22 protein-coding genes and 1 pseudogene are annotated in these 23395 nt (G+C 61.1%); 12 read left to right on the forward strand and 11 right to left on the reverse strand.

Annotation, left to right across the window (positions count from 1 at the left end; translation table 11 throughout):
- Positions 1-56: 56 nt before the first annotated feature.
- The 3 genes from CFE47_RS02305 to CFE47_RS02315 all read right to left on the reverse strand — a co-directional run bounded on the left by CFE47_RS02305 (position 57) and on the right by CFE47_RS02315 (position 2278).
- Complete coding sequence (locus tag CFE47_RS02305) at positions 57-1037, reverse strand: FecR domain-containing protein (protein WP_286835315.1); 981 nt, start codon at positions 1035-1037, stop codon at positions 57-59.
- Positions 1034-1549: a sigma-70 family RNA polymerase sigma factor gene (locus tag CFE47_RS02310; RefSeq protein ID WP_286835316.1), complete on the reverse strand. Its 516-nt coding sequence runs from the start codon at positions 1547-1549 to the stop codon at positions 1034-1036. Before CFE47_RS02310 ends, CFE47_RS02305 begins: the two co-directional genes overlap by 4 nt.
- Positions 1550-1657: 108 nt before the next feature.
- Positions 1658-2278: a LysE family translocator gene (locus CFE47_RS02315; protein WP_286835317.1), complete on the reverse strand. Its 621-nt coding sequence runs from the start codon at positions 2276-2278 to the stop codon at positions 1658-1660.
- Between the two features lie 120 nt (positions 2279-2398).
- On the opposite strand from CFE47_RS02315, the pseudogene CFE47_RS02320 reads away from it, so the two are divergent.
- Positions 2399-2560: pseudogene (locus CFE47_RS02320) on the forward strand (zinc-binding dehydrogenase); the annotation flags it as partial.
- A gap of 167 nt (positions 2561-2727) precedes the next feature.
- Here the strand turns inward: CFE47_RS02320 and CFE47_RS02325 are convergent.
- The 4 genes from CFE47_RS02325 to CFE47_RS02340 all read right to left on the reverse strand — a co-directional run bounded on the left by CFE47_RS02325 (position 2728) and on the right by CFE47_RS02340 (position 5053).
- Positions 2728-3318, reverse strand: a complete 591-nt coding sequence (locus tag CFE47_RS02325) for a hypothetical protein (RefSeq protein ID WP_286835318.1) — start codon at positions 3316-3318, stop codon at positions 2728-2730.
- 62 nt (positions 3319-3380) lie between these two features.
- Positions 3381-3668, reverse strand: coding sequence for a hypothetical protein (locus CFE47_RS02330; RefSeq protein WP_286835319.1), 288 nt, complete (start codon positions 3666-3668; stop codon positions 3381-3383).
- 26 nt (positions 3669-3694) lie between these two features.
- Positions 3695-4237: an ATP-binding protein gene (locus tag CFE47_RS02335; protein ID WP_286835320.1), complete on the reverse strand. Its 543-nt coding sequence runs from the start codon at positions 4235-4237 to the stop codon at positions 3695-3697.
- 18 nt (positions 4238-4255) lie between these two features.
- A complete protein-coding gene (locus CFE47_RS02340; protein ID WP_286835321.1) occupies positions 4256-5053 on the reverse strand; it encodes a hypothetical protein in 798 nt (265 codons plus the stop codon).
- A 252-nt stretch (positions 5054-5305) separates the two neighbouring features.
- Here CFE47_RS02340 and CFE47_RS02345 point away from each other — a divergent pair, with 252 nt between their 5' ends.
- The 4 genes from CFE47_RS02345 to CFE47_RS02360 all read left to right on the forward strand — a co-directional run bounded on the left by CFE47_RS02345 (position 5306) and on the right by CFE47_RS02360 (position 8222).
- Positions 5306-5653: a metalloregulator ArsR/SmtB family transcription factor gene (locus CFE47_RS02345; RefSeq protein WP_286835322.1), complete on the forward strand. Its 348-nt coding sequence runs from the start codon at positions 5306-5308 to the stop codon at positions 5651-5653.
- Between the two features lie 36 nt (positions 5654-5689).
- On the forward strand, positions 5690-6160 hold the full coding sequence (locus CFE47_RS02350) for an arsenate reductase ArsC (protein WP_286835323.1): 471 nt from the start codon (positions 5690-5692) through the stop codon (positions 6158-6160).
- A 9-nt stretch (positions 6161-6169) separates the two neighbouring features.
- Positions 6170-6868 carry an arsenical resistance protein ArsH gene (gene arsH / locus CFE47_RS02355; protein WP_286835324.1) on the forward strand — a complete coding sequence of 233 codons (699 nt, stop codon included), beginning with the start codon at positions 6170-6172 and terminating at the stop codon, positions 6866-6868.
- A 241-nt stretch (positions 6869-7109) separates the two neighbouring features.
- A complete protein-coding gene (locus CFE47_RS02360) occupies positions 7110-8222 on the forward strand; it encodes a (R)-mandelonitrile lyase (RefSeq protein WP_286835325.1) in 1113 nt (370 codons plus the stop codon).
- A 145-nt stretch (positions 8223-8367) separates the two neighbouring features.
- Here CFE47_RS02360 and CFE47_RS02365 read toward each other — a convergent pair whose 3' ends face one another.
- Both CFE47_RS02365 and CFE47_RS02370 read right to left on the reverse strand, forming a co-directional pair.
- Complete coding sequence (locus CFE47_RS02365) at positions 8368-9279, reverse strand: LysR family transcriptional regulator (protein ID WP_286835326.1); 912 nt, start codon at positions 9277-9279, stop codon at positions 8368-8370.
- 76 nt (positions 9280-9355) lie between these two features.
- Positions 9356-9976, reverse strand: coding sequence for a TetR/AcrR family transcriptional regulator (locus CFE47_RS02370; protein WP_185705741.1), 621 nt, complete (start codon positions 9974-9976; stop codon positions 9356-9358).
- A 116-nt stretch (positions 9977-10092) separates the two neighbouring features.
- On the opposite strand from CFE47_RS02370, the gene CFE47_RS02375 reads away from it, so the two are divergent.
- From CFE47_RS02375 to CFE47_RS02405, 7 genes are all read left to right on the forward strand, one after another.
- Positions 10093-11880, forward strand: a complete 1788-nt coding sequence (locus CFE47_RS02375) for an ABC transporter ATP-binding protein (RefSeq protein WP_286835327.1) — start codon at positions 10093-10095, stop codon at positions 11878-11880.
- Positions 11874-13601: an ABC transporter ATP-binding protein gene (locus tag CFE47_RS02380; RefSeq protein ID WP_286835328.1), complete on the forward strand. Its 1728-nt coding sequence runs from the start codon at positions 11874-11876 to the stop codon at positions 13599-13601. Before CFE47_RS02375 ends, CFE47_RS02380 begins: the two co-directional genes overlap by 7 nt.
- Complete coding sequence (locus CFE47_RS02385) at positions 13601-14533, forward strand: ABC transporter permease (protein ID WP_286835688.1); 933 nt, start codon at positions 13601-13603, stop codon at positions 14531-14533. The genes CFE47_RS02380 and CFE47_RS02385 overlap by 1 nt, the downstream gene beginning before the upstream one ends.
- Complete coding sequence (locus tag CFE47_RS02390) at positions 14530-15462, forward strand: iron chelate uptake ABC transporter family permease subunit (protein WP_286835329.1); 933 nt, start codon at positions 14530-14532, stop codon at positions 15460-15462. Before CFE47_RS02385 ends, CFE47_RS02390 begins: the two co-directional genes overlap by 4 nt.
- On the forward strand, positions 15459-16223 hold the full coding sequence (locus tag CFE47_RS02395; protein ID WP_286835330.1) for an iron ABC transporter ATP-binding protein: 765 nt from the start codon (positions 15459-15461) through the stop codon (positions 16221-16223). Before CFE47_RS02390 ends, CFE47_RS02395 begins: the two co-directional genes overlap by 4 nt.
- Before the next feature lie 8 nt (positions 16224-16231).
- Complete coding sequence (locus CFE47_RS02400) at positions 16232-17164, forward strand: siderophore ABC transporter substrate-binding protein (protein WP_286835331.1); 933 nt, start codon at positions 16232-16234, stop codon at positions 17162-17164.
- A gap of 67 nt (positions 17165-17231) precedes the next feature.
- Entirely contained in the window at positions 17232-19439 is a 2208-nt protein-coding gene (locus tag CFE47_RS02405) for a TonB-dependent receptor (protein WP_286835332.1), read from the forward strand.
- A gap of 25 nt (positions 19440-19464) precedes the next feature.
- Here CFE47_RS02405 and CFE47_RS02410 read toward each other — a convergent pair whose 3' ends face one another.
- Together CFE47_RS02410 and CFE47_RS02415 are read right to left on the reverse strand one after the other, a co-directional pair.
- Positions 19465-20493, reverse strand: coding sequence for an alpha/beta fold hydrolase (locus tag CFE47_RS02410; RefSeq protein WP_286835333.1), 1029 nt, complete (start codon positions 20491-20493; stop codon positions 19465-19467).
- A 138-nt stretch (positions 20494-20631) separates the two neighbouring features.
- Positions 20632-23211: an autotransporter family protein gene (locus CFE47_RS02415; RefSeq protein ID WP_286835334.1), complete on the reverse strand. Its 2580-nt coding sequence runs from the start codon at positions 23209-23211 to the stop codon at positions 20632-20634.
- Between the last annotated feature and the right edge of the window lie 184 nt (positions 23212-23395).

Below are 23395 nucleotides of genomic sequence, written 5' to 3' on the forward strand. Positions count from 1 at the left end.
TTGTCGAAGGGCCCGGAAAAACCCGTAAAACTTTTTGCGAATTTTTCTCATCGGGCTTAACGGGCGACGACACGGGTCCAGAGCGGGGTAAACCGTTCGACGCGAACTGGCAGTGATTCGCTGAGGGCGCTCAATGCTCGATCGATGTCATCCAATTGGAACACGCCGGACACCTCCAACTGAGCGATGGCAGGGTCGCAGCGCAGCCAACCGTGGCGATACCGCGCCAGCTCGGCGGTTAGGTCGCCCAGGCGCATGCGCTTGGCCACCAGTTGTCCACGCGTCCAGGCGCTGGCATTCAGGCTGCTGGCCTCGACTCGGTGGTTGCCGTGGGTGTCGATCAGGTATTCCTCGCCGGCGGCGACCAGGACCTGTTCGCCCTTCCCGTGGATGGCGACCACGCCGTCCTCCACCCGTAAGCGTGTGCCCAGCGGTTCATCACGCACCGCAAAGGCGGTGCCGATGGCCTGTAACTGCGCATGCCGGGTGCTGACCCAGAAACTACGGCGTCCACCTGGCGTGGTGCTGTCCTTGCCGGTATCGATGAAGATCTCGCCGTGCCGCAAGGCGATCAATCGACGTTGGGCGCTGAATTGCACGTCCACCACACTGGCGGTGTTGAGTTGCAGGCGGGTGCCATCACTGAGCAGGAATTGACGACGCTCGCCCACGCTCGTGGCGTAATCGGCCCCCCATGGCACCCACGTGCTTTCACGCAGCGACCAGCCGGTAACGCCACTGGCGAGCAACCCCATGCCCAGCAACTTGAGGGTCTGGCGTCGGGTGTGGCGCCCGCTGTGCAGGCGCTCCAGGGTGTCCAGCGCCACGTTGTCTGGCAGTGCCGCCAAGCCTTGGAAAGTGGCATCACTTTTTTGCAGCGCTTGCCACGCAGCCTCATGCAGCGCATCAGCTTGGCGCCAGTGCAGGCAAGCCTCCAGGAGCTGAGGATTCGAACTGCTGGACTCCAGCTTCACCAGCCACCCGATGGCCTGGTCCAGTACGTTATCAGGCAATTCCGGTTGCGCTTGAGTGCTCATTGTTGGGCCAGGTAGCAATGGCGAATGGCGCTGGCCATGTACTTCTCCACGGAGGCGAGACTGACGCCCAAGCGCACCGCAATCTGCTTGTAGCTCAGGCCTTCCAGGCGTGACAGCAGAAAGGCCATGCGCACCTTGGGGCGCAGGCCGTCGAGCAATGCATCCACCCGAGCCAGTGTCTCCAACAAAATCAACTGCGACTCTGGCGACGGCACCTCAGCCTCCGGCAGGTGTGCAATCGCCTCCAGATAAGCCCGCTCAACCCGTTGCCGACGAACACGATCGAACAATAACCCATGCGCCACAGTACTCAACCAGGCACGTGGCTGGCGCAACTCCTGTAACTGCTGCGGCTTGCCGAGGATATGCACGAACGTGTCATGGGCCAGGTCGGCCGCGTTATCGCCATGGCGCAGGCGTTTGCGCAGCCAGCCCAGCAGCCAGGTGTGATGATCGATATACAGTGCACGGATATCAGCGTGAGGGGCTGGAGGAGAGGATGGCGACGACACTGAAAGCCTCTGCAAGAACAAAGTGCATTTGAGAATTTGTCGCATCTTAGTGGTGGTCGGATGTGAACGGCAAGTGGAGGAGGCGTTTATTCCTCGCCCATCTGTCACTTATGCCCTACGCGCCATCAACAACACCGTCGCCGCCGCCGACAACAAACCCGCGCAGCAACGATTGAACATCCGCTTGCCACGCGACTCGGCAAACCAACGACGCATATGCAGGCCCATGTAGGCGTAGGCGCTGATGGCGATCCACTCCAGCACCAGGAACATCGCGCCCAGCAACGCAAATTGCGGTGTGATCGGCTGGCCTGGAACCACGAATTGCGGGAGGAACGCGGTGAAAATCAGGATGGCTTTCGGGTTGCCCGCCGCCACCAAAAACTCCTGCCGCGCCAACGACCACAACCCCACCTTGGCTGCGGTGGTTTCCGTCTCCGCCTGCGGGTTCGCTCGCCACAGCTGATACGCCAGGTAAAACAGATACGCCGCCCCCAGGATCTTGATCCCGTAGAACAACAACTCCGAGGTTTGCAGCACCACCGCCAACCCCGCAGAGGCGAGGGCGATCATGCCGGCAAACGCCAGCAGGCGACCGATACCGGCCAGGCATGAGGTGCGGTAGCCGTAGCGGGTGGAGTTGCTGACGGAAAGCAGGTTGTTCGGGCCGGGCGCCATGTTGAGGGCGAAACAGGCGGGGAGGAAGAGGGAGAGGGTGGCGAGGTCCATGGCGGCTCCGTGTGCGCAGGGGGACGGGTAGGGGGAGGATAATGGGAGTGGAGTGGGTTGGACAATGTGTGCGTTGGGTTGGCGAACCGGTATCGGAGACCCGGCAGACCCGAAGCTCTCCCACGCACAGCCGCTATATTCGACCGAATGAACAGGTTCCTCAACGAGCACAAGATTCGTCCCGTGATCGATCAGGTATACCCGTTTGAGAAAGCACGAGAAGCTTACGAGCATCTCGCCAGGGGCGCATTTGGAAAGGTGGTGATCAACGTCGCCCAATAACGTTAAGTGCAACATAGCCTTTGTAGTGAGCGGGCTTGTCGAATCGTCGCACCGCCCGCGCTGGGGGGCGAAGCCGCCCCAAATCCGGCTGCTTCGGTCTTACTGATACACCGAGGCGCCTGGGTTTAGGGCGGCTTCGCCCCCCCAGCGCGGGGCAAGCCCGCTCACTACAAATCTGCGTGTGACGCGGATTGCGTGTAGATAAATTTATAATCGCAAATGTAGGAGCCGATTTTATTGCTGTGCGCAGTGACCCAAACGGCCTGCATGCCAGGGGTTAGTTGGTGATGCAAATCAGCTCGGGTCGTGCACAGTTGGATGCGTTGTTCAGTCGTTAAGTCCTTGATCCACAGGCCTGCCTCGCAGCGGTTGGATTTACCAATGGCCGGTCCCGGGAAGGTTATTTCATAGGCTGATTCGTAATGGACCGTGTCGCCAGGCAACAGGTAGACGCCGACATTGCAGCTGTTTATGGACAACACAAAACCAACGCAAAAACCACTGAGAAAGGCATCTGAAACGCGCTTAAGGGCTTTCTCAGCTGGGCGTTGATAGAGCGCTCTACCTGCGAAAACCAGCCCCATCAAAACGCTGACGGCTACATAGATGGTCCACTCTGGAATCCACGGCATCAAAACGGTTTGTCTTGCAATGCGAGTCGCCCACAGCATGTAGCAAAACAGCGTTCCAACCACCAATAGGGTGATGGCCAAGACCGTTATTTTCTTGCCTGTGCTCACGGGTAAGTGCTGTTTCATTGATTGCTTCCGTGCAATTGAATCCGTCGCTGACAATGTGGCGAGATGCGCCGATTTACATCTCAAACGCTGAACTGATTGAACAGCGTTTGCAGAAATACATCAGCAGCCGCAGATTCAGAAAGCAAGTAATGTCCAAACCAAATGTCCCACCCGGCGGCAAGGCTAAACTGTGCGCACTCGAAATTTGGGTGAATGGTTTCGTCAAGTCCGAAGACAGGTGACCCTACTCGTTTGAACCCTTGGTGTTTGACCAGATCTTCAGCCAACGATAGCCAATAATCATCCGAGCACTCGTTGAGATTGAATGTCAGATGACCATTGGCTGCGGTGGAGAGAGTGGGTTTCATGGCTCACCATTTGATCTGCTGTCGAGCTACCGCGATATCTGCGATAACACCTGAATCACCTCGGCTGCCATCTGGTCAGCGCTGTTCGTTCCGTCGATCCGCAAGATCGGCGCGGTTTGTCTGGCCAGCCACGCTTCGTGCCAGGCCCGATTGCGTCCAGAAAAACTCGGGTCGTCATACTGCGAGGCCCATTCCCTGAAGGCCAGGTGTATTTCATGCATGTCGCCACCGGGGGCGATGCGATCGCCAAAGCGTTGCGTTTCTCGTGCGGTCAGCCGCTCAAGGCGAACGGGTGTGGGCGTGGCCACGAACACAATCAGCTCGGCACGGGTAATCAGCGCATCACCCCAGCCCATGCAGGATCCGGTCAGCAACCAGTCGCCGTCACCGAATGCTTGCTGGATCAGCGTCACCCGGTCATCAGGAGGACGTTTGGTGGTGAAGGGCGGGTTGGTGGGCATCCAGTAAAAATCATCGACGTCGAGGTGTTTTACGCCGAGCAACGTCGCGAGGTTTTGACCCAGCGTGGTCACGCCTGCACACGAGGCGCCGGTGATGTAAATGCTCAATTTTTGCTCCATCGGGTGTTATCGAACCGCCTCCAAGGGCGGTCCTTTGATCAGCGCCCTTAATCGCTCATCCCTCACATACTTTGCCACCCTCATGAAATCTTCGCGGCAGCCTTGTGCAAACGCCAAATTCAGGAAGTTCACTCTTTGCTCGTCGATCTCGGTACGCATGGCGAGGATGTAATAACCTTCTGCGCGAAAATCGCCAGCACTCAAGGCCAGGGGGCGAGCATTATCAATCACCCATTGAATCGCATCTTCGTCCGGTTTTGGTGGGGGCTTGTGCTTGGGGAAGCAGCTGGGAAAGGCGGTCAGCAATGGGTACTCCGATTCGTAGTAGTCCGGACCCTGGACTGTCGCTTGCAGAAGGGCAAGGCGCCTCTCGTACTCAGCACTGGGGGGATAGAAGGGTATGCAATTGACGTATTCCACAGCCCCTGCAATCAGGCCTTGCTCGGCGGCCCGGCCGTAGAACTCGCAGGCGGATTGTTTATTCTTGAGAATTGATGCCGCCAGCAACACCTTGGCTTTTTGGTACATGGCAACGGCATGCCCACCCGCGATTGCAGTGTCCAGGTGTGCGTTGAGTCGCCTCATTATTTGCGCGCTTTCAGTCGCTAACGCCTCTGGCTCGGCAGGGTCTACGGGTTGATCGGTTTTGACGATTTCGAGCACGCGGTCGGACACGCGCTTTGCATCGTCCAGCGCGTCCAGGGCGGCGTGATAGTGCGTGACAGCTTCGGGCGTGGGTGGCTGGGCGAGTGTGTTCAGCGGAAAAAAACAAAGCCCTAAAACGTATATGAAGCGCAGGGTCAAAAGGACCTCCTTGTTTGTCGCCATGGCCCGTTCCATCAGGTCTGATCCATCAAGTACGCCATCGGCATTAATATTCCTATTTGAGCGTATCGCCTTTGCGCGTCCGAACTTTAATCACTGCAGGTCGAGCAAACTCAGGAGCGGGGCAGGCGCCATCACCCGAGCGCGCAAAAACGGCAATCAACAAAACAACTGCTTGCATGGCACATATGGATATCCGTATATTCACATCTCCAAATGTAAGGAGCTTTCATGATCACGCCCCCTGAGGTCTTCAAAAGCCTGGCCGACGAAACCCGTTCCCGCGCCACCCTGCTGATTGCTGATCAGGGCGAGCTGTGTGTCTGCGAGTTGATGTGTGCCCTGGACGACAGCCAGCCAAAGATCAGCCGCCATTTAGCGCAACTGCGCAGCAGTGGCTTGCTGCTCGACCGCCGCCAGGGCCAGTGGGTGTATTACCGCCTTAACCCGGACCTACCGAAGTGGGTTCACGAAATCCTGCAGGTGACCTCGAAAGCCAACACCGATTGGCTCAAGCAAAACGCTGCTCGCCTGCGGTGTATGAATGGCCGGCCTGTGCGGGAAGCCGACTGCGCCTGAGCCTCTGACGTCCGCCAAAAGCGGCAGGAGCAATCCATGCGAGTCCTGTTCATGTGCACGGCCAACAGTTGCCGCAGCATCCTTTCAGAAGCGGTCTTCAATCACCTGGCGCCGCAGGGCATCGAGGCGATCAGTTCCGGGAGTTTCCCCAAAGGCCAGGTGTTGCCACGCAGCTTGTCGACGTTGCAGCAGGCCGGGATCTCTGTCGATGGCTTGTACAGCAAAGGCAACGACGCATTCGAAGGCAACCCGCCAGACATCGTGATCACCGTGTGTGACAAGGCGGCTGGCGAAAGCTGTCCGGTGTATTTCGGCCCGGCGCTGAAAGCCCATTGGGGGTTGGAAGACCCCTCGGATGTGACGGGAGACGAGGCGGCGATCGACGCAGCGTTCAATACCACATTGGCGCGCATTGAAAAACGCTGCCAAGCCTTCCTCGCCCTGTCCCTCGGCACCATCAGCCGTGATGCGCTCAAAACCGAGCTTGAACGAATTGCCACGCTCTGAGGAGAACCCATGTCTGACCATCTACCCAATCTCGACCTGAGCCTGTTCGACGAGGTGCAAGCGTCGACGCTGGACCCACATAAACCGCGGATCTTGCTGCTCTACGGTTCGACTCGCGAACGCTCGTTCAGCCGTCTGCTGGTGGAAGAAGCCGCACGCTTGCTGGAGCATTTTGGTGCCGAGACACGCATCTTCAACCCCTCCGGTTTGCCGTTGCCAGACGACGCCCCGGTCGATCACCCCAAGGTGCAAGAGCTGCGCGACCTGGTGTTGTGGTCGGAAGGGCAGGTGTGGTGTTCCCCGGAGCGACACGGCGCGATGTCTGCGGTGTTCAAGGCGCAGATCGACTGGGTACCGCTGGAGCTGGGAGCCGTGCGCCCGACTCAGGGCAAGACGTTGGCGGTGATGCAGGTCTGCGGCGGTTCGCAGTCGTTCAATGTGGTGAATCAACTGCGGGTACTGGGCCGCTGGATGCGTATGTTCACCATCCCCAACCAGTCATCGGTACCCAAGGCTTATATGGAATTCGACGAGGCTGGGCGGATGAAACCGTCGCCGTTTTATGATCGCGTTGTCGACGTGATGGAAGAGTTGGTGAAGTTCACCGTACTGCTGCGTGATCGCCAGGCGTTCCTGGTGGACCGCTATTCGGAGCGCAAAGAGTCGGCTGAGCAACTGATGGCGCGAGTAAACCAGCGTTCCATTTGAGCGGTTGACGCTATCGTTCCGGTGGCCAGGGATGATGCGTGAGCGTTCTGAATGATGCGTACTTATGCGTTTCTGGTATCAGTCCTATACGGTTCACCCCATTTATCAATCAATGCCTGACCCGTTAATTTGCTCTCCACGTCATCACGCGTATCGAGGCGTTTTAGTGTCCGCGTAGGTAGACATTGCCATCACGCAATTCAGCGCGTTCTAGAACCCTTTGATTTGGAGAGCCCGCACTGTGAATAAAACCCTTCTTGGTGTCGCGATGTGCGTCACGGCGCCGTTTGCCGCTGCCGCGGACAGCGTCGCTGAATCCCAGCAAATCCGCCGTGCAAACAGCCAGGCTTCGGCTGCCGGCCCCGAGGACTATTTCTCTGGGCGGGTGCGTGTTGATCCGCTGTTTCCGGCGTCCGATGAGATCGACGTTTCGGGCGCCTACGTCAGCTTTGAGCCGGGCGCACGTTCGGCCTGGCACACGCACCCGGCGGGTCAGCGGCTGGTGGTGATGTCGGGCGTTGGGCTGACTCAGGATTGGGGCAAGCCGGTGCAACGGATCTTGCCGGGCGACGTCATCGTTTGCCCGCCAGGCGTCAAGCACTGGCACGGCGCGGCGCCGAACAGTGCGATGACGCACCTGGCGGTGACCGGGACGGTGGGCGGTAAAAACGTCGACTGGCTGGAAAAAGTCACCGACGCCGAGTACAGCGCCTCGCTAAACAAACCCGCCAGCAGCGAGACCGCGCTGTCCGCCAAGCAACAGTCGATACCCTTGATTGCTGCAGCGATGGCCACCGGCAATCTGCCCGCACTTAATACGGCACTGAATCAAGGTCTGGACGCTGGGTTGGCCATCAGCGAGGCAAAGGAAATTCTGGTGCAGCTTTACGCCTACGTTGGCTTCCCTCGCAGCTTGAACGCGCTGGGTGAGTTGATGCGGGTAGTGGAGGCGCGCAAGCAACGGGGGATCAAGGATGAGCAGGGGCGCGAGCCGATGGCGGTCATTCCCGTTGGCGAGCAGTTGCTGGTGCTCGGCAAGGCCAACCAAACGAAAATCGCCGGCGCAGAGGTGAAGGGCCCGTTGTTCGATTTTGCCCCGGTGATCAATCAATACCTGCAGGCGCATCTGTTCGGCGACATCTTTGCCCGGGACAACCTCGACTGGCAGAGCCGCGAGTTGGCGACGGTTGCCGCGTTGGCCGCCACACCGGGTGTGGAGTCGCAGTTGCGTTCCCACGTCGCCGCCAGCCTGCGGGTGGGGGTGACGGTGGAGCAATTGCGCCAACTGGTGCGATTGCTCGAAGAGCAGGGCAACGTCGAAGCGGCCCGACGCGCCAGCGCAATACTGGAATAGGTATCCCTGTAGTTTGTAGTGAGCGGGCTTGTCCCGCGCTAGGGGGCGAAGCCGCACTAGATCCAGTCACCGCAGTTCTTACTGCAAAACCGCGTAGGCCGTGTTTAGGGCGGCTCCGCCACCCAGCGCGGGGCAAGCCCGCTCACTACAAGCCCGCCACCAGTGGCTGGGGATAGCGCAAGGTCTCGCGCAGCAAGGTGAATGCCGGTGAGCTCTGGCGCCGGCTCGGGTAGTACAAGTGGTACCCCGAGAACGGCTCGCACCAGTCTTCCAGCACCCGCACCAGGCGGCCCTGCGCCACGTGTTCCAGCACCAGGTCTTCGGGCATAAACGCCAAGCCCAGGCCTTGGAGCGCCGCTTCCATGCGCATGGCGATGGTGTTGAACACCAGTTGGCCTTCGACGCGTACGTTCAATTCCTGCCCGTTCTTTTCAAACTCCCACACATACAAACTGCCATGGGTCGGCATGCGCAGGGTGATGCAGTTGTGGGTCATCAAGTCGTTGGGAATTGTCGGCAGCGGGTAGCGGGCAAAATACGCTGGCGAACCGACCACCGCCATGCGCATGTCCGGGCCGATGCGCATCGCGATCATGTCCTTGGCCACTTGCTCTCCCAAACGCACGCCTGCATCGAAACCTTGCGCCACGATATCGGTGAAGCCGTAGTCGACGATGATCTCGATATGGAGGTCGGGATTGTCTGGCAGCAGCTTGGCCAGCACCGGATGCAGCACGCTGATTGCGCAATGTTCGCCTGCCGTGATGCGCAGCTTGCCCATCGGCTTGTCGCGGTATTCGCTGAGAGAGGCCAGCTCGCTGTCGATCTCCTCGAACCGTGGCGCGATCACCCGCAGCAGATGCTCACCGGCCTCGGTCGCCGACACGCTGCGGGTGGTGCGGGCCAGCAAGCGCACGCCGAGGTGCTCTTCGAGCTGGCGCATGGCGCGGCTCAAGGCCGGTTGCGACATGCCAAGCCGAGCGGCCGCGCGGGTGAAGCTGCGTTCCTGGGCCACGATGGCGAAGAGTGCCAGTTGGTCGTAGCGTTCGGTGGTCATTGATGCGTCTCTGGTATGAACAGAGTGTGATTATGCCTGTTGTAGAAAGGCGCTCTCACAATTTGTAGGCCTTGGGTCACTCGGCGGACGAGCCTTCCTTCAACATCACCAGTGCCCCCACGATCAGCGCCTGCATACCTTGTTCCAGTTCAATTTCCATCTCCGCTTCTTCGGTAGCGCGATCCGTTTCCACCACGGGCTCTCGCTGGGTAACCGTATACACCGTGTCGGCTACGGCCATGCAGTGGAACGCCACCGTGGCAAGCAGCCAGCGCGCCTGATCCTGGCTGACGCCAAATGCCTGGGCGATAAGCGCTTGGTGGCCGTGGATCTTGGCCAGCATCGGCTCAGTCGCGGCCGCCCTGCGGATGACGAAAGGCGTGAGCCCCGGGTGCGCCTTGACGAACTCCCGGACCGAGGTGGCGAACACGATCAGGTACTCGCGCAAGCCGCCGTCCTTGTCGCCGCAATCCTGGGGAATCTGCCAGCGCGTGAAGATTTCTTCGGCGACCAGCGCTTTGAGCGCCTCGAGGTTGGCCACGTGTTTATACAGCGCCATATGGCTCACACCCAGCGCCGCCGCGAGGCCGACGAAGGTGATGTTGGGCAGGCCCATCTCTATACCGGCTTCGACGATTCGCTCCCGTGTGATGCTCGGCGGGCGTCCGCGGGTGGCCGGTTTTTTTGCGGGTTCCATAGGTATTCCTTAATCACTGAACACAAGGTTGTAGCTGTCTTGTCGGGTTTACGCAAATTAGTTTATAGTCATGCAACTAAATATGATTCTGATTCTCAAACGGACCTTTTCTCGCAATGGACTCTCCTGACTCGGCCTCGGCCAACCCCACTGTCGAAGGCACGCTTAGCCGGGTATTGGCGCCTATCCGTGGGCGCCTGGTGATTGCCGCGCTGTTGGCCGCCGTCGGTGCGATGCTGACCCTGGTGCCCCTGGCCGGTATCGCCCATATCGCTCGACGCTTGCTCGGCGATGCTGGCAGCGTATCCAGTGAACTGTGGTGGGTGGCGGGCTTGAGCATCGCGAGCCTGTTTGTGGGCATGGCGCTGATTTTTGCGGGTGAACTGCTGGCCCACCTGGCCGACAACCGCCTCACACACCACTTGCGCCAGGCCATCACGCAACGCCTGAGCCGGGTACCGCTGGGCTGGTTCAGCAGTCGCGCGTCGGGCGAAATCAAGCGGGCGGTGCAGGACGACATCAACACCCTGCACAGCCTCACCGCGCATTTCTACACCACCACCGGGCGTGCAGGCGGCGCCGTGCTGATCTCGATGGTCTACCTGTTCGCCATGGACTGGCGCCTGGCGCTGATTGCGTTGTTGCCATTCGCCGGTTATTTCCTGTTCCTTAAACGGGCCATGCGCGCCAGCGGCGCGAGTATGCAGCAATTCATCGGCGGCATGGACCGCATCAGCAATGCGGTGGAGGAGTTCGTCAAAGGCATTCCGGTGGTCAAGGCCTTCGGTGTCAGTGGCAAGGCGCATAGCGCTTACCGCCAAGCGATCGATGCGTTCGCCGAAGCGTTCATCGACTTCACCCGTCCGCTGGTGGCTTCGATGGCGAATGCCAACGCGATGATTGCGCCGGTCACCGTGCTCTGCGTGGTGCTGGTGGCGGGCACGCTGTTTGTCAGCCTGGGTTGGATGATGCCGCTGGACGTGCTGCCGTTTGTGCTGGTGGCGCCGGGCTTGAGTGCGCCGTTGTTGCTGTTGCACTACATCACCCACGACCTCAACAACGCCACGGGCGCCGCCCAGCGTGTGCACGCGCTGCTCGACACGCCAACGCTGTCGCAGCCATCGGTGCACACCCAGCAATTGCCGAGGGGCAGCGAGATTCGCTTCGAGCAGGTCGGTTATGGCTATGGGCCCGACAATCCGGTGCTGGCTGATATCAGCTTCACGCTGCAACCGGGCACCACCACGGCGATTGTCGGGCCGTCAGGTGCCGGCAAGTCGACGCTGGCGCGCCTGCTGCTGCGTTTCTTCGACCCCGACACCGGGCGTATCACCCTCGGTGGCGTAGACCTGCGAAACATCGAGACCGAACGGCTTTACCAACGCATCGGGTTCGTGTTGCAGGAGGTACGCCTGATCAACGCCAGCGTGCGCGACAACATCGCCCTCGGCAGGCCCTCAGCCACTGCGCAAGACATCGAAGACGCCGCACGCACCGCGAATATCCACGAGCGCATCCTGCGCCTGCCCCGGTGCTATGAGTCGGTAATCGGCGAAGACGCCCAGCTTTCCGGCGGCGAGCAGCAGCGCGTGAGCATCGCCCGTGCGGTGCTGGTGGACCCGCCGGTGCTGGTTCTCGATGAGGCCACTGCCGCTGCGGATGCCGAGAACGAAGTGGCGATCCAGCAAGCCCTGTCGCGCTTCGCCCGGGGCCGCACGTTGTTGGTCATCGCCCATCGGCTCGACACCGTGATGCACGCCGACCAGATCCTGGTCGTTGATCAAGGCCGCGTGGTTGAGCAGGGGCGGCATGCCGACTTGCTGGCCCGTGAGGGGCTCTACGCACGCCTTTGGCATCTGGGCGACTACGCCCGCGACGAACAACCGGTGGTGCAACCATGCTGAAGACTTTTGTGCGCCTGCTGGGCGAAGACGCCCCGACCTTGCGTCGCTATGCCTGGATGGCAGCGTTCTATGGCCTGCTCTGTGGGCTGACCATTACCGCGCTGGTGCCGGTGATCAGCCGCCTGCTGCGCGGCGATGTACGCGGCGCGGCGTTTTGGCTGGTTGCGCTGCTGGTGGGCATGCTTGCCTGCGGCATATGGCGGCGCAGCGTGGACAAGGCGGGTGTGGCGGTCGGCGTCGCAGTGCTGCAAGGCGCACGCCAGCGTATCGGTGATCACGTTGCGCGCCTGCCCATCGGCTGGTTCACCCCACAAAACAGCGCTCAGCTCAGCCATGTGATTACCCAGGGCATGATGGCGGTGGCCCAGTTACCGGCCCACGTGTTCACCCCGGTGATCAGTGGCGCGGTGACGCCATTGGTGATCGTCGTCGCACTGTTTGCGCTGCACTGGACGTTGGGGCTCGTCGCATTGCTGGCACTGCCGCTCTTGGTGGGCGCGATGTTACTCACGGCCCGCCTGGGCCAAGCGGCCGACGCCACTTATCAGCAGCACTTCGCCCACACCAGTCAGCGCATGGTCGAGTTCGCCCAGGCCCAATCGGTGTTACGCGCCTTTAATGGCGAGGGCGGTGGCCTGCGGCTGCTGGGACAAGCCATCGACCAGCAGCGCCAATCCGGCATGCGCTTGATCTATCAGTCGTCATTGTCGGCGGTGCTCAACGCGTGGGTGGTGCAGGCGATTTTCTGTGCGCTGCTGGTGGCCGTGGCGCTGTGGGCCGAGCTGCTTGAGCAGGACGCTGCGATTGCTGCCTGTGTCGCGCTGGTGCTGGTGTGTCGCTACATCGAACCGCTGCTCGACGTGGCCAGTTATGGCGAAATCCTGCGCAGCGCCAACGGCCAGCTTGACGCGGTCCAGAGCATCCTGGCGGTGCAGCCCTTGCCAGTGATGGAGCCAGCGCAAACGCCGGCGGACAACGCGGTGGAACTGCGCAGCGTGAGCTTTCGTTATGCGCCTGACGCGCCCCAGGTGCTGCGCGGTGTGAACCTTGAAATCGCGGCGGGTAGCATGACGGCACTGATCGGTGCGTCCGGCTCGGGCAAGACCACGCTGGTGCGTTTGCTCGCGCGTTTCTTCGACGCAAGTCGGGGCACTGTGCTGATCGGGGGCGTGGATGTGCGGCAGTTGTCCGAGGCGGATCTTGCGGCGCAGGTCAGCCAGATTTTCCAGGACACCTACCTGTTCCAGGGCAGCATTGCCGACAACATCCGCCTCGGCAAGCCGACCGCCACTGAGGCTGAATGGGTTGAGGCGGCGCGCCAGGCCAGTGTGGCCGAGATCGTCGCGCGCTTGCCCCAAGGCCTGGACACGCCGGTGGGCGAGGGCGGGGCACGGTTGTCGGGTGGCGAGCGGCAACGCATTGCCATTGCCCGTGCCTTGCTCAAGGGCGCACCGATTCTGCTGGTGGACGAAGCCACCGCCGCGCTGGACGCGGAAAACCAGGCGGCCGTCGCCGAGGCGTTGGCCAGGCTGCGCGGCCAATGCACGTTGATTGTGATTGCACATCAGCTGTCCACTGTGGCCATGGCCGACCAGATCGTGGTGCTCGATGAGGGCCAGATCGTTGAGCAAGGTACCCCGTCGAGCTTGGCGGCCAGTGGCGGGCGTTACGCACAGTTCCTGGCTCAACGGCAGGCGGCAACGGGCTGGCGCATCGCATGATGGGCTTAGCTTGGAGTGGACTGTTTACGGTGCTGTGCGGGGTTTCGCTACTGGTCGGTGCGCGTGAGATCGACGTGTGGACATTCTCCGGTGATGCCTGGCTGACGCTGACCGCCAGCCGCTTGCCGCGCCTGGCCGCATTGGTACTGACCGGCGTGGGGTTGGCGGTGTGCGGGGTGATCCTGCAGCACATCCTGCGCAACAAGTTTGTCGAGCCGGCTACCACGGGCGGGCTGGACGCGGCCAAGCTCGGCATCCTCGTGTCGCTGGTGCTGATGCCCGCCGCCAGCCCCATGACGCGCATGCTGTTTGCATTGGCGTGCTGTTTCGCCGCGAGCCTGGGGTTCCTGGCGATCATCCGGCGCATTCGCTTTCAGAACACGCTGCTGGTGCCGGTCATTGGCCTCATGTACGGCGCGGTACTCAGTGCCATCGCCGAGTTCTTTGCCTACCGCCACAATATCCTGCAAAGCATGCAGGGCTGGTTGCTGGGTGACTTTTCCAAGGTGGTGCAGGGCAATTACGAGATCATCTATTTGATCCTGCCCATCGTTGCACTGACCTACCTGTACGCCCATCGCTTCACCGTGCTGGGCATGGGCGAGGGCATGGCCACCAGCCTGGGGCTGAACTACGCAGCGACTGCCGCGCTGGGGTTGTTGCTGGTGGCGGTGACGGTGGCTGCGACGGTCATCACCGTCGGTTCGATTGCATTTGTCGGGCTGGTGATCCCTAACCTGGTGGCGCTGCACTACGGCGAAAACCTCAGCCGCACGCTGCCCATCGTCGCCATGGGCGGTGCCGCATTGTTGCTGGTCTGCGACCTGCTTGGCCGGCTATTGATCTTTCCGTTCGAAGTGCCGATCGGCCTGACCGCCGGCATCGTCGGTGGGCTGCTGTTCCTCGCGCTGATCGTCTGGAGGCACCGATGAAGCGTCTGTGGGCTTTGGTGCTCAGCTTGGCCGTGGCGTTTGTGGTGTATGGCTCGGGCCTGGACTTCGACTACGTGATCCCCAAGCGTCTTATCCGGCTCTCGGCGATGTGCATTGGCGGGGTGTGCGTGGCGTGGTCGTCGATCATCTTCCAGACCCTCACCGGCAACCGCATCCTGACGCCGGCGATCATGGGCTATGAAGCAGTTTACCTGTTGTTCCAGGCGCTGCTGGTGCTGGTGCTCGGCACCGCCAGCCTGGTGTTGCTGGGCAGCCAGGGCAACTTTGTACTGTCGGTGTTGTTGATGCTGGGTTACTCCTGGGCGATCCATCGCTGGTTGCTGCGCGACGGCAAGAACAACGTGTATTTCCTGCTGCTGCTGGGCTTGGTGCTGAGCATGGTGATCGGCACCCTCACGCAGTTCGTACAGCTCAAGGTCAGCCCCGGCGAGTTCTCGATTTTGCTCGGGTTCAGCCAGGCTTCGTTTGGCCGCGTGCAACCCCAGCAACTGGTGTATTCGGGCCTGCTGGTGGCGCTGTTGTACCTGGCGTTTGCGCGAACCTTGCCAACCTTGGACGTGCTTGCGTTGGGGCGCGATCAAGCGGTGTCCCTGGGTGTGGACTACCCGCGTACCGTGCGCCTGCAACTGGCCCTGGTCGCCACGTTGGTGGCGGTGTCCACCGCGTTGCTGGGGCCGACGGCATTCATGGGCGTGTTCGTCGCCAACACCACGTATGCGCTGGCGCGTACGTTTCGCCATCGGGTCACGTTGCCGATGGGCAGCGCGGTGGCCATCGTCATTTTCATCACGGCCCAGCTGCTGGTGGAGCACGTCTTCAACTACAAGACCACCGTCGGCATTCTCGTGAATCTGCTGTGCGGCGCGTATTTCCTCGCACTGATGCTGCGTACCCGAGGCAACCCATGATCACTGTGCAAAACCTCAGCAAGGCGTACGGCGCCAAGACCGTGCTGTCCGGCGTGAGCACTGGCTTTCCCGCGCAGCGGCTGACGTCGTTGATCGGCCCCAATGGCGCGGGCAAAACCACGCTGTTGATGATGATCGCGCGGCTGATGCAACCCAGCGGTGGCGACATCCTGCTCGACGGTCGCAAGGCCGGGGACATCCCCATCCGTGACTACGCCAAGCGCGTGGCCACCTTGCGCCAGGCGCCGGATTTCAACCTGCGGCTCACCGTCGAGGAACTGGTCGCCTTCGGGCGCTTCCCCTACAGCCGTGGCGCGCTCACGGCAGAGGACCGACGCGTTATCGACGAGGCCCTGACGTTCCTGGACCTGCATCCGCTGCGCCACGCCTACCTTGAGGAGCTCAGTGGCGGGCAGCGCCAGATGGCGTTCCTGGCCATGACCGTCGCCCAGCAAACCGAGTGCCTGTTGCTGGATGAGCCGCTCAACAACCTCGATATCAAGCACGCCGTGCACATCATGCGTGCGCTGCGAAGGCTGTGTGACGAGCAGGGCCGCATGGTGATCCTGGTGGTGCATGACATCAATTTTGCCGCCCATTACTCGGACCACATCGTCGCCATGAAAGCGGGCGCAGTGCACTGCACCGGCAGCGTGGCCGAGGTGGTCACCGAAGCGCGCTTGCGCGAACTGTACGACCTGGACTTCCAGATCACCCACAGCGCGCGCGGGCGCCTGTGCAACTACTTCAATCCCGCATGAGAGAACCCATGAAACGTCATCACACCCCCTGGGCGTTTGCCCTGTTGCTGAGCGTGTTCGTCACGGGGCAGGCAGCCGCTGCGGCGCCTATCAGCGTGACCCACGCGCTGGGCACCACACAGATCCAGCCACCGGTGCAGCGCGTGGTTGCCCTGGACATGAATGAAGTCGATTTCCTCGACCAATTGGGCGTGCCCGTGGCCGGTATGCCCAAGGACTTCGTGCCGCAGTTCCTGCAGCGCTACAAGGACGATGCGGCGGTGGTCGACACCGGCGCCATCGTGCAACCTAACCTGGAGCGGGTACACGCGGCCAGGCCGGACCTGATCCTCATCACCTCGTTGCAGGCCCAGCATTACGGCGAACTGAGCGAGATTGCACCGACGTTGCATTTTGACGTGGATTACCGCGACAGCGAGGCGCGGCATATTGAGGTGATCAAAAACCACCTGCTGACGTTGGGGCAGGTCTTCGACAAGCAGTCACTCGCTCGCCAGCAGGTCGCCGCGCTTGACGCAAAAGTCGAGCAGGCGCGGCGTATCACCCAGGCGCGGCCCGAGCGCGCACTGGTGGTGCTGCATAACAACGGCGCGTTCAGCTCGTTTGGCGTGCAGTCGCGCTACGGCTTTGTGTTCACCGACCTGGGCGTGAAACCGGCAAGCCCGACCGCCGAGACCGGCTTGCATGGGCAACCGATTTCCAGCGAGTTCATCCAACAGGCCAACCCGGACATCCTCTACGTGGTGGACCGCACCGCCGTGATGGAGCGCCGCCCGACGCTGGACGCGCAAAGCCTGGGCAACCCGTTGTTGCGCCAGACCAATGCCTGGAAGAACGGGCGCGTGGTGTTCGTCGATGCCCAGGCCTGGTACGTCATGGCCGCCAGCCCGACGTCGATCAAGCGCGTGATCGACGATGTGATCAAAGGTTATCAGCCCTGATTCCAGGCGTTTAACCCGCTACACACTGCCAACACTAAAAAATACACACACCCTTACGGAGCCTTCCATGACTCGCCGTACTCGTACCCCTGTGCCCGCTCGTCCAGGTTTTGCCCTCAAACGCAGTGCTGCTGCCGTACAAATCGCCTTGCTGGGGCTGGCGATCAGTGCCGCGCCGGTGTTCGCCGAAGAGGCGGAACGCACTGAAGAAAAACCCGTCTCCACCTTGCCTTCCATCCAGGTGGACGGCGAAATGGCCACCGCCGAATTGCCGCCCACCTATGCCGGTGACCAGGTGGCGTATGGCAGTCGTATCGGCCTGCTGGGCAACAAAGACTTTATGGAAACGCCGTTCAGCACCATCAGCTACACGGAAAAATTCATTGCCGACCGCCAGGCCCAAACCGTCACCGATGTGATCGCGGCCACCGATCCGGCGGTGTTCAGCAATGGCTTGAAAGGCACCTACAGCGAGAACTATTCCATCCGTGGCTTTGCCACCAGCATCAGCGACGTGACCATCGGCGGGCTGTTCGGTGTTGCGCCGTACTACCGCATCTCGCCGGAAATGTACGAGCGCATCGAAGTGCTCAAGGGCCCATCGGCGTTGCTTAACGGCATGCCGCCCGGTGGCTCGGTAGGCGGCACCGTCAACCTGGTGCCCAAGCGTGCCGGTGCCGAACCGCTGACCCGTTTCACCACCACCTATAACTCCGATGCGCAATACGGCGGCCACCTCGATGTAGGGCGTCGGTTTGGCGAAGAGCAGCAGTTTGGTGTGCGGTTCAACGGCGTTTATCGCGACGGCGATACGGCCACCGATCACCAACAACAGAAAGCCCAGTTGAATGCCCTCGGCCTGGATTGGCGTGGCGAACGTGCACGGTTGTCGGTGGACCTCTACAACAGCGAGGACCGCGTGCGCGGGCAGAACCGTGGGATCAGCCTGGCGCCCAACGTGTCGGTACCCAAGCCACCCAAGTCCGACACCTTGCTGAACCCGGACTGGGCGTTTGTCGAGACCAAGGACAAAGGCGCGATTGTGCGTGGCGAGTTCGACTTGAGCGACCAGTTACTGGCCTACGCGGCGTTTGGTGCCAGCGAGACCCACTATCGCTACAGCGGGGCGATGTCGGCGACGGTCATCAACAACGCGGGCGATTTAAGCACCACCATGGGCCAATTGAAGATGGACATCGAAAAGACCTCAGGCGAGGCCGGTCTCCGGTGGCAATTGCAAACCGGGCCGGTGGCACACCAGTGGGTGGTGAATGCCACGCGCTATGCAGACAAACAGAAAGACTACGGTCGTCGTTCGGTGCCAGGCGCCAATTGGGTCACCAATATCTATCACCCGACCTGGGGGCCGCAGGCGGCACAAAGCTTCCCGGCAGTGGCTCACACTGAATCCGAGCTGACCAGCTATGGCGTGGCCGACACCCTGTCGATCCTAGACGACAAGGTGCAGCTGACCCTCGGCGTGCGTCGCCAAAACGTTGTCACCGACACGTTCAGCGTCACCACCGGCGCCCGTAACAAACCCGGTTATGACGAGGGCGCCACCACTCCGGCTGCCGCGTTGGTGGTCAAGGTCACAGAGCAGGTGTCGGTGTACGCCAACTACATCGAGGGCTTGAGCAAGGGCGCCATGGCGCCGATGACAGCGGCCAACTACGGTGACGTGTTTGCGCCGTACAAAACCAAACAAAAGGAAGTGGGCCTCAAGCTGGACCTTGGCACGTTCACCCACACCCTCAGCCTGTACCAGATCGAACGCCCCGGCAGCTTCACCGACCCGGTCACCAATGTGTTTTCGTTTGGTGGCGAGCAACGTAACCGTGGGATTGAGTGGGGCTTCTTCGGTTCGCCGCTGGACGATGTGCGCTTGATGGGCGGCGTGGCCCATGTCGACCCCAAAGTGACCAAGTCGGTCGGTGGCCGCTACGACGGCAACACAGCAACCGGCGAGCCCAAGTTGCAAGGCAAGCTCGGCGCCGAGTGGGACACACCAGTCCTGCGGGGGTTGACCTTGACCGCCAACGCCACCGCGATCTCGCGGCAATACATCGATGCCGACAACACACAGACCATTCCCGGCTATACCTTGTTTGACGTCGGCACGCGCTACGCCACGCAAATCGCCAGTCGCCCGGTGACCCTGCGCGGCACGGTGACTAACGTGACGAACAAGGCCTATTGGGGCATGCCGCTGACGTCGAGCCTGGGCCTGGGAGCGCCACGTACGTTTGAGCTGTCGGCGACGGTGGACTTCTGAGTGCCAGGCGGGTCGCTATAGTTTTTTATAGATGATCCGCATCCACCACAGCCTTGGCGAACGCTGCGGGTGCTTCCTGCGGCAGGTTGTGGCCGATGCCGCCATTGATCTGGCGGAATTCGTATTTGCCGGTGAAGCGTTTGGCGTAGTCCTCGGGCAAAGGGTGCGGCGCGCCGTTGGCGTCGCCCTCCAAGGTGATGGTCGGTACACGAATGGCCGGGGCCTGGGCGAGTTTCTGTTCCAGCGGCGCGTAGTGGGGCTCGCCTTGCACCAGGCCCAGGCGCCAGCGGTAATTGAACACGGTGATGGCGACGTGATCCGGGTTCTGCAGGCCCTTGGCGCTGCGCTCGAAGGTGGCGTCGTCGAATTTCCATTGGGGCGAGGCGGTTTGCCAGATCAGCTTGGCAAAGTCATGAGTGTTTTTCTGGTAACCGGCGGCGCCCCGTTCGGTGGCGAAGTAGAACTGGTACCACCATTGCCGCTCGGCCTCTGGCGGCAGTGGATTTTTACCTGCGGCCTGGTTGCCGATCAGGTAGCCGCTGACGGACACCAGCGCCTTGACCCGCTCCGGCCACAGTGCCGAGACAATGTCCGCCGAGCGCGCGCCCCAGTCGTAGCCGCCGAGCACCGCTTGCTTGATTTTCAGCGCGTCCATGAAGTCGATCACGTCATTGGCCAACGCCGCCGGTTGGCCATTGCGCAGAGTCTTGTCCGAGAGGAAATGCGTGTCGCCATAACCCCGTGCATAGGGGATCAGCACGCGATAACCCTTGGCTGCCAGCAACGGCGCGACCTGGGCGTAGCTGTCGATATCGTAGGGCCAACCATGCAGCAAGATCACCGCCTGGCCGTCCGTCGGGCCGACTTCGGCGTAGGCCACATCCAGCAGGCCGGCCTTGACGTGCTTGAGCGCGCCGAAGGCCGATTGGGTGACGGGGGCGGGGATATTGATCTCCGGCATTTCGGCGCTGGCCCTGCCGATGATGCCCAATGGCAGCAGCGCAAAGGCCAGGTAGAGGGGACGTTTGGAGCGGCGATTCAACTGAGCGTGCATGGCGAGCCTCCTGCGGCTTGATGTGTGCCTGGCCGTCAGTTGAACGCGGTGCTGTGTCTGTTCTGTTTCAAAAAAACGCGAGAGTTAAAGGCTCTGTATCGCAATGGTCTACGTACACACTGCGATACAGACGGGGTGTCAAAACTCCATTCGCAACCCCACTGTGCCCTGGCGACCGTTGAAGGTATTGCTGTCCAGGTTGCGGTTGTAGCCGACTTCGCCGTACAGGTTGATACCGGATGCCACTTTAAGATTGACGCCAAGACTGACCCCCATTGTGGTGGATTTCTGCTCGGTCACGATGTCTGTGACGTCTGCAAACGTCACCGTATTTTGCCCACCTTTTGTATGCCAGATGTTGGCACGCGCATAGGGTTGCAGGAGCGTGCCACTGAGTGGGTAGTCGCCGCTCAGGCGCACGCCCAGCCGGGTGGTCACCAGCGTGTCGGCATCGTAGGACACGTCGGAGATGCCGTCGTTTTGGCTATCCAGTTTGGTCTTGCTGACGATGACCTGAGCCTGGGGCTCGATCATCCATTGTTGTGTGAGCGGCAGCGGCCAACCCACCTCTGCCGAAGCGGCCACGTTATGGCCACGCGTCTTCATTTTTACACCACGGTCTGACTCGTTGTGACCGTCGAAGCGGGTGCCCATTACCACCAGGTCCAGGTAGGCCCGGTTGGGGTTGATCAGCGTCCAGTACACGCCCAGGCTATCGCCGCGCAAGGTGGTGCTGCCAGCGTCCTTGTTTTGCCAGCCACCGTTGAAACCCTTGATGTCACCGGTTAAACGGCTATGGCCGACGAAGAACCCGACGTGTTGGGTCAGGCCGTTGTCCAGGGTGTTGGCAAACACGTCACTGCCCACCTGAAACCCGGTAATCGAGCTGTCCAGCGTGGGGTTGACCGTGCCTGCAAAGCTTTGCCGGCTATTGCTGCCATACACCCGTCCCCAGCCTGCCGTGAGAGGGCTTGTCTGTAGCTGTTGGCTCTGGTCGCCCATGCGTTCGTGATAAGTCCCCAGCATGGCCTGGACGACTTGCTGTGCGGCCGGGAACAGCGTCGCGTAGATCGGAACTTCCGGGCGGTAGATGGGGATTGGTGTGACGCCCGGGTTCGGTGGCAACGGCGGCGTTCCCTCTACGGGCGTCGGCAGTGGCACGATAATGACCGGGTCAGGATTGGGCGGGGGGACGACAGGCACGGTGGAGCGCAAGTAGTAGTTTTCTGCGGTACCGGCAGTGACTCCGCCCTTGAACAGGTAGTAATCAAACGCACCGGCCGAGGCGGGTGCCGCTAGGGTAAAGGCGCTGGCGCCACTGGTGGCACCGTTGGTGGCGAGCACGACTTGAATACCGTCCTGAAGCGTCGCCGCCCCTACGCCCCCGAGGTTAGTGATATTAATCCCTGTATTGCCTTGGATCGTGCCTTGGCTTACCACCAGTTTGTCGCTGGCCGAGCCATCGGCGCCCAGCACCGTTTGCAAGGCAAGCGTGCCGCCGGTGCCGTTATAGTTGCCATTGACGGTCAGCGTATCGGTAGCGGTGGTACTGCCGGTGGTCATGTCGATGGTTCCGCTGTTGTTCAGCGTCACCAATTGCCCAGCGGTGTAAGCGCTGAGAATGCCGGTGTCGACCAGCAATTTACTGCTGCCGCCAAGCGTCATGGTGCCAGTGCCTGTGCCTGGGTCACCGAACACAAAGGTGCCGCCAAGTTTGAAGCTGGCGTTGTTTTGCAGCCTCACTTGCTCCCACTGGGTATAGCGTCCCGGTGTATCAGCCTGGGTATTGTCGAGTATGAGCGTGTCGGTACCCAGGCCGCCGTCAATCAGCGGCGTCGTGGACAGTTGGGTTGCAGTCAAGTTCTGGAGAAGCGCGGTGTCAGTACCGTCGCCCATCAAGATAAGGCCCCGGATGACACCGCCGCCGATCCAATTGAACTGGTCGTTACCGGTGCTGGCAAGGATCTGCCCCCCGATAGTGCCACCCGTGACGTTGATAACGTCGTTGCCACCACTGGTGCTGACGTTCCCGACGATAAGGCTGGTGCCCGAGACCAGAATCGTATCGTCGTCAAAGCCGGTCACCAGGTTGCCGAGGATCGTCCCGCCGCGCATATCGAACAGGTTTTTATCCAGCCTCATGTCGACGCGGCCAATGGTGCCGCCAGTCATCAAGGCGTCATCCCCATTCAGGAAGGCCCCGGTGATGGTGCCCGCGTTCATGACAAACGTGTCGTGGGCGTCGCCCTGGTCCAGCGATGCAATGGTGCCCCCGCTGATTGAAAAGCTATCCCTGCCGTCTCCCTGAAACACGTTGCCAATTTGCCCGCCACTGATCTGCACAATATCCGCGCCCGAACCCTGTGTTAGCGATCCGCTGATCGAGCCGTTGTTCATCTGGAAAATGTTGTTGCCGTCACCCTGATTCAGGGATCCGTTGATGTGCATGCCTGTGCTGTTGGCGTCAAGCAAGGTCACGACGTCGATACCTGCACCAAACGTGACATTTCCCGCGATGGTCCCGGTTCCCGACATGCTCAGCGTATTGTTGCCGCCATTGTCAGTGAACCCGGCAGCGCTGCCGCTGTTGCACGTGTAAGTGTCATCCCCGGCGGAGGGGACGATAATACAGGCACCCTGGCTGATAGCAGGCCAAGTGATCATGGCTACCGAGCAGGCGAAATACAGGGAGAGAGAGGGTGTTGTCCGTGCGCGCATGATCCGTCCTCATTCAAGGGGGATGTGTCCTGGACCTGCGTAAGCAGGGCTCGGACCAGACCATGACAACGATATGCGCAGTACGGACCAGGGACAGCGAGTTACCTGTTTCGGAAAACAGCGGCCAATGCAAAGGGTTGGCATGGATTTCTCGACTGCACATCAACCAGTGCAGGGCTTTTTG

Source organism: Pseudomonas sp. PGPPP1, from assembly GCF_002255865.1.
GTDB lineage: Bacteria > Pseudomonadota > Gammaproteobacteria > Pseudomonadales > Pseudomonadaceae > Aquipseudomonas > Aquipseudomonas cremoris.

Excerpts from the sequence above, each read along its gene's own strand:
- CFE47_RS02350 (WP_286835323.1), top strand. The coding sequence starts at position 5,690 with ATGCGAGTCCTGTTCATGTGCACGGCCAACAGTTGCCGCAGCATCCTT.
- CFE47_RS02410 (WP_286835333.1), bottom strand. The coding sequence starts at position 20,493 with ATGCACGCTCAGTTGAATCGCCGCTCCAAACGTCCCCTCTACCTGGCC.
- CFE47_RS02385 (WP_286835688.1), top strand. The coding sequence starts at position 13,601 with ATGGGCTTAGCTTGGAGTGGACTGTTTACGGTGCTGTGCGGGGTTTCG.
- CFE47_RS02390 (WP_286835329.1), top strand. The coding sequence starts at position 14,530 with ATGAAGCGTCTGTGGGCTTTGGTGCTCAGCTTGGCCGTGGCGTTTGTG.
- CFE47_RS02330 (WP_286835319.1), bottom strand. The coding sequence starts at position 3,668 with ATGAAACCCACTCTCTCCACCGCAGCCAATGGTCATCTGACATTCAAT.
- CFE47_RS02365 (WP_286835326.1), bottom strand. The coding sequence starts at position 9,279 with ATGACCACCGAACGCTACGACCAACTGGCACTCTTCGCCATCGTGGCC.
- CFE47_RS02400 (WP_286835331.1), top strand. The coding sequence starts at position 16,232 with ATGAAACGTCATCACACCCCCTGGGCGTTTGCCCTGTTGCTGAGCGTG.
- CFE47_RS02345 (WP_286835322.1), top strand. The coding sequence starts at position 5,306 with ATGATCACGCCCCCTGAGGTCTTCAAAAGCCTGGCCGACGAAACCCGT.
- CFE47_RS02380 (WP_286835328.1), top strand. The coding sequence starts at position 11,874 with ATGCTGAAGACTTTTGTGCGCCTGCTGGGCGAAGACGCCCCGACCTTG.
- CFE47_RS02305 (WP_286835315.1), bottom strand. The coding sequence starts at position 1,037 with ATGAGCACTCAAGCGCAACCGGAATTGCCTGATAACGTACTGGACCAG.
- CFE47_RS02325 (WP_286835318.1), bottom strand. The coding sequence starts at position 3,318 with ATGAAACAGCACTTACCCGTGAGCACAGGCAAGAAAATAACGGTCTTG.
- CFE47_RS02370 (WP_185705741.1), bottom strand. The coding sequence starts at position 9,976 with ATGGAACCCGCAAAAAAACCGGCCACCCGCGGACGCCCGCCGAGCATC.
- CFE47_RS02375 (WP_286835327.1), top strand. The coding sequence starts at position 10,093 with ATGGACTCTCCTGACTCGGCCTCGGCCAACCCCACTGTCGAAGGCACG.
- CFE47_RS02315 (WP_286835317.1), bottom strand. The coding sequence starts at position 2,278 with ATGGACCTCGCCACCCTCTCCCTCTTCCTCCCCGCCTGTTTCGCCCTC.
- CFE47_RS02395 (WP_286835330.1), top strand. The coding sequence starts at position 15,459 with ATGATCACTGTGCAAAACCTCAGCAAGGCGTACGGCGCCAAGACCGTG.
- CFE47_RS02415 (WP_286835334.1), bottom strand. The coding sequence starts at position 23,211 with ATGCGCGCACGGACAACACCCTCTCTCTCCCTGTATTTCGCCTGCTCG.
- arsH (WP_286835324.1), top strand. The coding sequence starts at position 6,170 with ATGTCTGACCATCTACCCAATCTCGACCTGAGCCTGTTCGACGAGGTG.
- CFE47_RS02405 (WP_286835332.1), top strand. The coding sequence starts at position 17,232 with ATGACTCGCCGTACTCGTACCCCTGTGCCCGCTCGTCCAGGTTTTGCC.